This window comes from Paenibacillus guangzhouensis (assembly GCF_009363075.1).
Taxonomy (GTDB): Bacteria; Bacillota; Bacilli; order Paenibacillales; family Paenibacillaceae; genus Paenibacillus_K; species Paenibacillus_K guangzhouensis.
In genome coordinates this window covers 3,577,802-3,589,260 of record NZ_CP045293.1, presented here as the reverse complement: position 1 = coordinate 3,589,260, position 11,459 = coordinate 3,577,802, and the positions used below count along the sequence as shown (strand labels likewise).

Annotated in this window: 8 protein-coding genes; 4 read left to right on the top strand and 4 right to left on the bottom strand. The window is 48.8% G+C overall.

The features are described from left to right. Positions 1 to 3: 3 nt before the first annotated feature. Positions 4 to 837, bottom strand: coding sequence for an AraC family transcriptional regulator (locus GCU39_RS16160; RefSeq protein ID WP_152394464.1), 834 nt, complete (start codon positions 835 to 837; stop codon positions 4 to 6). Between the two features lie 180 nt (positions 838 to 1,017). Here GCU39_RS16160 and GCU39_RS16155 point away from each other — a divergent pair, with 180 nt between their 5' ends. The 3 genes from GCU39_RS16155 to GCU39_RS16145 all read left to right on the top strand — a co-directional run bounded on the left by GCU39_RS16155 (position 1,018) and on the right by GCU39_RS16145 (position 6,831). Continuing rightward, positions 1,018 to 3,384, top strand: coding sequence for a glycoside hydrolase family 95 protein (locus GCU39_RS16155; protein ID WP_152394463.1), 2,367 nt, complete (start codon positions 1,018 to 1,020; stop codon positions 3,382 to 3,384). A gap of 21 nt (positions 3,385 to 3,405) precedes the next feature. Further along, positions 3,406 to 5,433, top strand: coding sequence for a DUF5107 domain-containing protein (locus GCU39_RS16150; protein WP_193726503.1), 2,028 nt, complete (start codon positions 3,406 to 3,408; stop codon positions 5,431 to 5,433). Positions 5,434 to 5,637: 204 nt separating this feature from the next. Continuing rightward, entirely contained in the window at positions 5,638 to 6,831 is a 1,194-nt protein-coding gene (locus GCU39_RS16145) for an MFS transporter (RefSeq protein WP_152394461.1), read from the top strand. Positions 6,832 to 6,858: 27 nt separating this feature from the next. Here GCU39_RS16145 and GCU39_RS16140 read toward each other — a convergent pair whose 3' ends face one another. From GCU39_RS16140 to GCU39_RS16130, 3 genes are all read right to left on the bottom strand, one after another. Continuing rightward, complete coding sequence (locus GCU39_RS16140) at positions 6,859 to 7,428, bottom strand: superoxide dismutase family protein (protein ID WP_152394460.1); 570 nt, start codon at positions 7,426 to 7,428, stop codon at positions 6,859 to 6,861. 149 nt (positions 7,429 to 7,577) lie between these two features. Then, complete coding sequence (locus tag GCU39_RS16135) at positions 7,578 to 8,450, bottom strand: carbohydrate ABC transporter permease (RefSeq protein WP_152394459.1); 873 nt, start codon at positions 8,448 to 8,450, stop codon at positions 7,578 to 7,580. Between the two features lie 15 nt (positions 8,451 to 8,465). Beyond that, positions 8,466 to 9,416, bottom strand: coding sequence for an ABC transporter permease (locus GCU39_RS16130; protein ID WP_152394458.1), 951 nt, complete (start codon positions 9,414 to 9,416; stop codon positions 8,466 to 8,468). A gap of 213 nt (positions 9,417 to 9,629) precedes the next feature. Here GCU39_RS16130 and GCU39_RS16125 point away from each other — a divergent pair, with 213 nt between their 5' ends. Continuing rightward, positions 9,630 to 11,459, top strand: coding sequence for a sensor histidine kinase (locus tag GCU39_RS16125; RefSeq protein WP_193726502.1), 1,830 nt, complete (start codon positions 9,630 to 9,632; stop codon positions 11,457 to 11,459).

Genomic DNA, 11,459 nt, shown 5'->3' with positions numbered 1-11,459 from the left:
TGTCTAGCGTGTATGAAGATCTCGGAATTCGCGCGGGGTAATGCCCTCGTATTCCATGAATTTTTTGTTGAAGTAGCTCGTGCTCGGGTAACCCGATTGTAAGGCGACGTCCTTGATGGGTAGCGTTGGGTCTTCGAGCAGCATTTGCTTGCATTTCTGCATCCGGCATTTCGTGACGTAGGTGACAGGCGTCATGTTGGTCGTCTTCTTGAACAAGCTGCAAAAATAGTTCGGCGTTAATCCTACGCGTTCGGCCCACGTCTCAAGAATAAATGGCAAATGGGCTTCCTGCTGCATTAACGGAAGAATGTTGGTGATTTGATCATAGTTATGGTTATGTTTGAGATTCGCATAGGGCAAGGCATTGCAGATAAATTCATTAAGCGTAGCAAAGGTAAGGGAAGAGATGCGTGATGGGCGCATGAAGTTGTTCGATTCAATTTCCTTGAGCAGTTCTTCGAATGCAGTAAGGAGAAGTGCATATTGTTTTAAGGACCAGATAGAGGATTTAACAAACCCTTTCTCAAACAAGAAATCTCGAACACGGTGTCCATAAAATTGAATCCAATAGGTTTTCCAGCGATCATCCTCTGAGGTGTAATAGCGCATCTTCTTATTCGGGAAGTGGAGAAAGGCATCGCCTTGTTTCAAGGGATAGACAACATCATCGAGCTCGATCCACCCTTTGCCATGCATAACGACGTGAAGGCTGTAGTCTTTGACGCCGGTCTCCCGATTGACGTTGTGATTAAAGGGCTTCGAATAGAAGCCAACGGAATGAGGGAAGCAGAAGAATTGCATATCTGAGAAATCAGGCAAGTAACATTCACGGTACATGAGCGGAATCCACCTCTATACGAATCATAATATTGTTCTATAAATCGGAGTATCGTGTTATTTCTATCTTATCGTTACCAATATATCATTTCAATGTATTCGTGAATACCGATGCAAGAACAACGAGAACGGTGCCGATGGAGATCACGTTGGACGACAAAACTTAAGGAGAGTCATGAGATGCAAAAAGCTGCGAAATTGTGGTACAAGCAACCGGCTGTACAATGGACGGAAGCACTTCCTTTAGGAAATGGCAGGATGGGAGCCATGGTCTTTGGGGGCGTGGAACGTGATCGGCTGCAAATGAATGAAGATACATTATGGGCGGGTTATCCTCGGGAGGAGCACAATCCAAATGCCTTGACCTATCTAGCCGCTGCAAGAGACTATATTGCAGCGAAGCAGTACGCGGAAGCAGAGGCGCTCGTGGAGAATCATATGCTCGGAACAGATGGGCATGGGGTGCAGCCCTATCAGCCATTAGGCAACGTCTATTTAGACTTTGAGGGAATTGCGAAAGAAGAGGCTTATACACGGGAGCTGGATTTGCACACCGCCATCGCGACAACGAAGATCGGTTCAGGCGATGAGCAGCATATACGTAAAGTGTTCATTTCAGCTGTCGATCAAGTGATGGCGGTACGGCTTGAAGCCGCCCAGGCTAATAGATTCGATGTTACGATCGCTATGGATTCCTTGCTTCGTTATCAAGTCTCGGTTGATGGACAGGGGCTGTTGCTGATGGGAACAGCACCGACGAAGGTTCAGAACCACAATAATAGGATTGAGCCAGCGGTTGTCTACGATGACGAAGGGCGATCCATGCGGTTCGCCGCAATGATCAAGATTGCAGAGACGGATGGGAACGCGGAGCTTGAATCTGACGGGATTTATTTGAAGGGGGCTACATACGCCACATTATTGTATACAAGTGCGACGAGTTATTCACGATTTGACGAGATGCCTGGTCAGACGTCGATTGATCCCGCAGTGGTATGCAGGGATACGCTTCAGCAGGCAGGGAAGAAGTGTTATGTCGAGCTGGAAGCGGATCATGTTACTGACTATCAACGATTGCATCAGCGGGTAGACTTCGAACTACATGATCCTGAGCATGAATATACTCAGTCATGGCCGACGGACGAGAGGCTGAAGCGAATGGCACAAGGCAAGACAGATTTAGATATGTCTCGTCTACTGTTCCAATACGGACGTTACCTCTTGATCTCGAGCTCGCGGCCGGGGACGCAGCCGGCGAACCTGCAAGGCATATGGAATGACATGGTGCAGCCGCCATGGAATGCTGATTTCCATCTGAATATCAATTTGCAAATGAATTATTGGTTAGCCGAGAGCTGCCATTTATCAGAATGCCATGAACCTCTCTTCCAATTGATTGAGGAACAGGCCGTCACGGGAGCGAAGACCGCTCGAATCCATTACGGCTGTGACGGATGGACTGCGCATACGATGTCCGATATATGGCGAACGAACAATGTAGGTCCGACCGGGGAAGCGACTTGGGCGTATTGGCCGATGGGTGGCGCATGGCTCTGCCAGCATTTATGGGAGCATTACTTGTTCAATCAGGACATAAGCTTTCTAAGAGAAAAGGCGTGGCCATTAATGAGAGGCGCAGCGGAGTTCATGCTAGATTGGTTGATCGAGAATGAGGAGGGGCAATGGATAACGAGTCCTTCGACTTCGCCGGAGAATCATTTCTATGATCCGGTAACCCGGCAGCCGCGATCCGTGACCGAAGCATCGGCGATGGATTTATCTATTGCCTGGGAAATGTTGTCGATTACTGAGCAAGCGGGTCGATTATTAGGTGTGGATGAGACATTCACGAACCGGTGCGAAGACGTATTAATCAAGCTGAAGCCGCTACAAATCAGCAGTCAAGGGTACTTAGTGGAATGGAACGAGGACTTTGAGGAAGTTGATCCGCAGCATCGACACTTCTCGCATTTGTTCGGTCTGTATCCAGGTCGGCAATTCACGATGGAGCATACGCCAGCCTATTGTGAAGCGATGCGGAATACGATGGAACGGCGGGGCGATGAGGGGACAGGCTGGAGCATGGGCTGGAAGGTTGCCGTGTGGGCGCGGCTTCGTGACGGGGATCGTGCACTGCGCTTATTAGACAATTTTATGCAGGTCGGTACGGACCAAGCCTTTAACTATCGTAAAGGCGGGATATACCCGAATTTATTCTGTGCGCATCCTCCGTTCCAGATCGACGGGAACTTCGGCGCAGCTGCAGGGATCGCTGAAATGCTCCTGCAGAGCCATCTCATGGATATTCATCTCCTTCCAGCGCTGCCCGCCAAGTGGCAGGATGGGTATATCCATGGGCTTCGGGCAAGGGGAGGCTATACGGTAAGTATGGTATGGTTGCATGGAAAGCTGACGCAGGCCACTATCATTGCCGATCGAGACAGCACCTGCCAAGTTCGTTATCAAGGGGCGATGATGGAGATCGTCTGCAAGGCAGGTGTTGCGGTTCAATTGACATGGGCGGAAGAGGAACTAACCTGCACATAAATGAAGAGTGAGGTGCTTGCGATGAAAGTCTCATTATCAACATTATATTTGGAAGGGACACCGGTAACAGGTGAGAATCCGCTTCCGATGTTCAGGAATCGTCATTATCATATCGACGTAGCAGAGAACGGAACGTTCACGGCCGAACAACACGAATATTTGGGATATGAGACCGGGGAGCGGTATTTGCCTTACCGGATGCAGGATCGCTATACTCGAGAACGCAACACGATCGGACTGAAGGTTATCATCCTTGAAAATGACATCTTGAAGGCAACGTTCCTGCCGGAATATGGCGGTCGTCTGTACGCTTTGAGAGATAAACGAACGGATCGTGAGATTCTGTATCGTAATCCTGTCCTTCAGCCGGCCAATCTATCGATTCTGAATGCGTGGTTCTCGGGCGGCATCGAATGGAATATTGGACAAGTCGGTCATACCTTTACGACATGCTCGCCGCTGCATGCTGCTGCGTTGAAGGATGAGGAGGGCAACGAATTTCTGCGACTCTATGAATATGAACGGTGTAAAAATATATTCTGGCATATCGACTGCCATCTTCCGCCAGGCGCCGAACAGTTGGCGGTCTATGTCCGGATGGTGAATGATAGCGACAAGCCGGTTCCGATGTATTGGTGGACGAACATCGCGGTAGAAGAGACGCAGGGTGCGCGCGTTTTCTCTTCGACGAGTAAGGTCATTTATTTGGATCCGGAGATCAAGGGGTTTGGATTGGACGATTTGCCGCATCTGCCGTCTGCGCCGCAAGTAGACGCATCTTACCCGATGCGGATCCCTTTCTCGAACGAATACTTCTTCCAGACGGATGCCGATCATCGTTCGCCATGGGAGGCTGTAGCTTATGAAGACGGCCGCTTGTTCTATGAACGGTCAACGCCATTGCTGCGCTATCGTAAAATGTTCTGCTGGGGGAATCACCGAGGGGGGAGACGATGGTGTGATTTTCTTGCGAAGCCGGGGGAAGGCAATTATATCGAGGTTCAAGGCGGACTTGCGCCAACTCAGCGTCATGGAATCGATATGCCAGCCCATACGGTCTGGGACTTTACGCAGATGTTCGGCGTCACCCAGGTGCAGGCGGCACAATCGTTAGAGACCCCTTGGCGTGAAGCCAAATCATACATTCAAGGGCAAGTGGATTCCGTCTTAAGCGAAGATGAAGTACATCGGACACATCTGAAGCTGCAAGGATTGGCAGAGAAACAGCCGGCACGTCTGTTATCCAGAGGGTCTGGCTGGGGCGCATTGGAACGGGTGCGTCGCGAAAGGCAGGGCGAACAAGCGATTCCGCTCGGATTCGTATTCGAAGACATCACATTGGATGCGCCGCAATATCCTTGGCTCGCATTGCTAGAAGAGGGTTGGCTGCCGGATCAAGATGTTCGCAGCATCCCGGCTTCTTGGATGATTCAAGCAGAGTGGTTCAAGCTGCTGGAAGCGAGTATTTCGCGAACAGAACAGCCTTCCTGGGTGTCTCTTCTGCATTACGGCGTTATGTTATATGAAGAGGGGCGCGAGGAAGAAGCCGTGGAAGCATGGGAAAAATCTCTCTGCATGACCCCGTCGGCTTGGGTCTATCGCAACTTAGCGGTTGTGAAACAGCAGCAAGGCGATACGGCTGCCGCGCTCACCTGTTATGAACAGGCATATGCGCTGGCGAACGGCTTCCCTGATCGCGCGTTTGTTGAAGAGTACTTGAATCTATTAATTGCAAGTAAGGCGTACCAGCAAGCTTGGGATGTCTATGAAGCGTTGCCTGCGGCTGATGCAGCAAGCGATCGGATTCAGATTATGATGGGAACGGCTGCGCTGGAGCTGGATAAACATACATTTATCGAGAATCTATTCCGTAAGGAGTTCGCCGTGATTCGCGAAGGTGAAGTGCGGATTGTGGACATCTGGTATCATTATCATGCGAAGCAGCTGGCAAATGCGAGACATACAAAGGTCACGCCGGAGATCTTGGAGGAAGCGATGGCGAATTGCCCGCCGCCGGTTCATATTGATTTCCGCTTAATCAGCCCGTAAGATGATAGCGAGCATTGACGACGGGACAAGGGTTTACTATACTCTATACGAAAGTGGAAAAATGAACCAATCGTGTTCGAGACGGTCATTGATCGGAAGTATCCACACGCAATCAAGGGTAGGCATACGAAGGCCCAGACTTCAGGCGCTTGAGCGATCAAGCGCCTTTTTGTGACATGATCATGGAAGGAGCGTGACTGTAAGATGAAATGGTGGGCTGATCTATTGGCATTCTTTCGCATTCGCGGTGCGAAACCGTTAATTATCGGAATGTTCGCCTACGGTATTGGCATGGGGATTCTTGCACCAATGAATGCGGTCTATATGCGGGATGGCATTGGTCTTAGTAAATGGGAGATTACCTCTATTTTCTCGATCGCACTTGTACTTAATATGATTACGACCATTGCGGTAGGATTGATTAGTGATCGGATGAAGCGGAAGAAGACGCTGCCCGTTATCGCGAGTATGCTATGTATTGTTGGACTTACGATTTATATGCAAGCCGCGGATTATAGCTGGGCTTTGGCTGGTATGATCTTTATTGTCGCGCCTTCGGGACTCATTATGGGTCAGCTCTTTGCAATGGCACGGAATCACTTCATGAAGCATGCGGCTGATTTTTTTGAGATGGCTCAGATTTGGCTTCGGACGACATATAGTGTAGGGTTCTTTACGGGTCTGCTCGTCGGAGCGAATGTCTATTTATTCGCTGATTTTATAGGAATCCTATGGGGGAATTTACTCGGTTATGTCTTATTATTAGCCTTGCTGCTCCTGTTCCGAGAAGAAGATGTGGGTTCGACTTCCCAGAAGAGTACGGGGGAACCGCTCTCGATCATCATGCTAATTGCGCTCTTGCTGCTCTCTTGCGGGGATGCGCTGCGCGGACTATATTTACCGCTCGTTGTCGTTCAGAAATTCAAGGAGCCGCAGTTAATGTCTTATCTATGGAGTGCGCAGGCGATATTCGAGCTGCTATTCATGACATTAGCAGGATATTGGGCAGCGAGATATGGCAGCAAAAAGGTGATATTTATCGCCAGTTTGTGCGCGCTTATCGTATATACGACGTATGCGCTATCTCCCTCGCTTGTCATTTTCTTTATGGTCCAGCCGTTATATTCCTTCTTTGTGTCTGTCTTATACGGCGTGGCGATGGGTTATGTCCAGCGGATGTTCCATACGCGAGTCGGCTTTGGATCCAGTCTGTATGTTTTCTTATCGCAGACGGCATCCTTAGTTGGTTATATTTTGCCTTTTCTTGTTCCGGGCTACCAACCTGCGATATTCATGATTCCAGCAGCACTTGTGGTTACCTCGCTCATACTGATGTCGATCATCTTGCTGCGTGAGAAGCAGATCATAAGTAAAAGCCCCCTGAAGCACCAGAGTTAGGTGCTTCAAGGGGCTAATGATTGGTTGTTACTGAATGACAGCACAGCCAATCCGATCGCCGGAGTTGCCGGCAGGATTCGTATGCATGTCATCGGGATCTGTGTGGATGACAAGTGAGGTTCCGCCGTCCTTGAGCAAGGAGTTCGGTTCGCCTTTCCGCAGCGTCACCGATGTATTCACGAACTGCACTTCGCCTTTGCCGTGCGAACCGACCACGAGGTTCGCCAGATCTCCAGCGTGCTCCCCATTCGGATTGTTGAAGCCATGCTCTCTGCTCGTTGGGTTAAAATGCCCGCCGGCTGTCTTGAAGTCCGGCGCTTCGCATTTACCCATTTCGTGAATATGGATGCCATGCAACCCTTTTTTGAGTCCGGATGCAGATACATCAATTTGCACCCCTTTGGCCAGCTGCGTGAATGTCGCCGTCCCGATTTTTTTACCTTTGCTATTCACAATATCGGATGTGACAGGTTGTACATTCATTGAGGGATCATGGGCTGTCGAAGCAAGGATTGCGGTTGGCTGTGTATCACAGCCCGTAAGTGCAAGGACCATCCCTCCAGCAAGCCATACCCAAGATATGTTACGCCATTTCAATGTCAAACGCCTCCAATTGATCACTCTTATGCACGAAGCATTCATCTATTTTTCCCATTTACGGCAAAAGCAAACCTGCCGGGAAAGAATGGATGAATGCTTCTTTTCGCGATAATTGGAGAGGTGTTTCTTATTATTGATAGATTCCCCTATTCTTTGACGGCCCCAATCACGATCCCCTTGACGAAATAGCGCTGCAGGAATGGATAGACCAGCAAGATCGGTAACGCGCCGATAAAGATCTGGGAAGCCCGAATCGTACGCTGCGACAAGTTCTGGACGACCGTTGGGTCGAACTTGGTCATGTCTGCTTGCACGATGATCGTCTGCATGAAGCTCGCAAGAGGCAGCTTCTCGGATTCTTTAATGTAGATGAGTCCATCAAAATAAGCATTCCAATGACCTACCATGATGAACAACGAGACGGTTGCAATGGCTGGAAGCGAGATAGGAAGATAGACGGAAATGAACGTCCGTAAATAACCAGCGCCATCGATAAATGCAGCTTCTTCCAGATCTTTCGGGACATTGCGGAAGAAATTCAGCAGCAGGATAATGTTATAGACCGTTACGAGACCTGGAAGAATGAGCGCTGCTAGTGTATTCATAAGTCCAAGTTTCAGGATTAAGATATAACCTGGAATAAGACCGCCGCTGAACAACATCGTAACGACGAAATACCAGAGGTAGATATTGCGTGCGCGGAACGTACGCGATTCTTTGGACAAGGCATAAGCAGCCGCCGTATTAACGACCATCGCAAGTGCCGTTCCAAGCACGGTACGTTCAACGGACACCCATAAGGATGACAAGAAGTTGGCATTATCGAACGTTTTGGCATACGCTTCGAGCGTGAACCCGATCGGCCAGAACTTGACGAGACCAGCGTTGGCTGGCGCTTGCGAGCTGAAGGATACCATTAACAAGTGAAGCATCGGAAGCAAGCAGAGAATGGCGACAATAGCCAAGAAAGTATAATTAATGATGGAGAAGATTCGGTAAGGCAGCGTTTTGTGATACATTGGATGTCACCCTTTCTAGAAAATCCGATACCCTGCGAATTTATAAGCAAGTCGATACGAGATCACGATTAAGACTAAACTAATGACGGATTTGAACAAACTGACGGCGGTTGCGAAGCTGAATTGCCCTGTCAGCAGACCCTCACGATAGACGAACGTATCGATAATATCGCCTTGTTGGTAGATCAGCGGGTTATATAGGTTGAAGATCTGGTCGAAGTTGGCGTTCAAAACATTGCCGAGCGCGAGTGTCGCAACGACGATCGTAATCGGAATAAGCGAAGGGATCGTAATGTACAACGTTTGCTTAAATCGCCCAGCCCCATCGACCTCAGCCGCCTCGTACAGTGCAGGATTAATGCCTGCGAGCGCCGCCAGGAAGATAATCGTGTTGAAGCCGAATTCTTTCCATACGTCACTGAAAATGATTGTGAACCGGAACCAGTTGCCGTCACCAAGGAAGAAAATCGGCTTGATTCCGAAGACGGATGTTAAGAACTGATTGATGATCCCGGTTTGCGCGAGCATGTCGATCAGAATCCCGCCGAGCGTGACCCAGGACAAGAAGTGAGGCAGGTAGACAAAAGTCTGGATGGACCGTTTGAATCCCATATGACGCACTTCGTTAAGCAGCAAGGCGAATATAAACGGGATAACCAAGTTCATGATGATTTTGGAACAGGCGAAGAATAGCGTATTCCATGTAATCTGCAAGAAATATTCGTTCTGGAACATGTACTGGAAGTGCTTGAGTCCTACCCATGGGGAGCCTGTAATGCCCAGGGCGGCTTTATAATCTTGAAATGCCATAATAATGCCCGACATTGGAAGATAAGAGAAGATAAAAGCGAGAATGACCGCAGGCAAGACCATGAGATGCAGGATCCAAGTGGACTTGTTGCGGCTTTTTGTCAATCTTTGACTGCCGGTGTTCAGGGTTCTTTGTTGCGTCGTATTCATTTCCATGGCGCTCTCCCGTTTCGTAATTTCGTATTTAAAGAGTTGAGACCTATAAAAAAATAAAATTGTGCAAAAAGTAGATCTCTGCTATTAATAGTAGCAAGCGGCGATGTCGCGAGACTATATGACAATGTTAGGCTCGATAGGGTTTTGTTAGCATGATGAGCGAAGACTAAAGATTCAGCGCACTACGGGATAATGAATAAGGGGGATTCAAGCATGGATCTGCGTGTGGGATGGCATAGAGGGATAGATTTCATCAGGAGAAGGTTGTTCGGCACGAGGAAGAGCTTGTTCGCGAAAATGAACTTGTTGCTATTGATTCTGTTCATCCCGATTATTCTGATGTATTCGTATTCGAATGATGTGGCGCTGAATGTCGTGAGTAAGGAACTCCAAATGTCGAATACAAGGCAGCTTACCTTCCTATCAGGCCAGATCGAATCGCGTGTGAAGCAAATGATGGATTTCACCGTCTCCTTCTCGAAGGATCCTAACGTGAAGACATTTAATGGGCTGCAGATCTGGGGAGATCGGTATGACCGCATGCAGACGCGGTATACCGTGCAGGAGAAAATGGTGCTGCAGTCGGGGCTCATCAATATTTGGCCGGCGAGATATACCGTTTATTCGCAGCAGAACCAAGATTTAATCTCGAACTTCAGCAATAATAACAAATATGACAATGCATATCTCTTGGAGAATGTGAGCAACAATTGGGAATATCGACACGGACAGTCACCCGAAGCGGGTGATCCCAAAGCGTTCTATTGGCTCTATACTGACAATTTCGGTCAGCAAGGCGTCATACGCGGCAGCAGCCTGGTCATCGAGGCGAGCTTCAGCAATGAGAACATTCAAAATATGCTAGATTCTTATAAAGCTGGCGGGCAGCGTGAGACTTTGTTCTACCATAAAGGTGAAGCACCAATCTTGAACCGGACAGCAAATCATAAGATGATTCAAGAGCTCATCCCGGTCTTGGACGAGATGACGCTTGAGGATACAGATCAACAAGTGATCCAGCTCGACGGCAAATCCTATCTACTGAATTCGATTAGGTCGCCCAATCTCAACTGGCATCTGGTTGATGTCGTGGCGCTTGAACAGGTGCTTGGTCCCATTTCGTATAGTCGTAATCTATTCTACCTGACGATGGTACTGTTATTTGTTGTGGGGATTACGGCCTCCATTCTGCTATACCGCAATGTGCAGCGTCCGATCAAGCAGCTGATTGGTGGATTGCAGCGTGTAAAGCGGGGGGATTTCACGGTGCGCATCTACTCGAAGGAGAGCAATGAATTCTCTTTCTTGTTCCATCGATTTAATGAGATGTCGCGTCAAATTCAAGATTTAATCGAAAATGTGCTGAACGAGAAGCTGCGAGCCCGGGAAGCGACGCTCAAGCAGCTGCAAGCGCAGATTAACCCGCATTTTCTCTATAATTGTCTAGGCTATATTATTAATATGGCTCAAATGAAAGAAGAGGAAGCCGTCGTATCGATGGCGCACAACCTTAGTGCCTATTATCGATATACGACCCGGATGGAGAAGGAGACGGCGACGCTGAGCGAAGAAGTGAAGCTGCTCGTGAACTATTTGGACATTCAGAAGCTAAGGAATGGGCGAATCGATTATCAAATCGAGCTTCCCGAACCGATGCTTACACAGCAGGTTCCGCGTCTGCTATTGCAACCGATCGTGGAGAACGCCGTTATTCACGGCATCGGCAAAACCTACTCTTCCGGTGCCATTCGAATCACAGGCGAATTCACGGCGCAATATTGCACCATCTATGTGGATGATGACGGGCCAGGCATGACGCCGGAAGCGGAGGAAGCCTTGAATCGTAAAATGATGGAGCCGCTCCAAGAGGAGATGGGCTGCGGATTATGGAACACCAATCAGCGGATCATCCATCAATTTGGCGGATCGTCATTCTTGCATTTTACCAAATCCCCTCTTGGAGGGTTTCGAACGGTGATACAATGGGAGCTGCCTCCAGATGAACAGCAACGTCTGAGGATAGCCGATAAAGGAGATAACTAG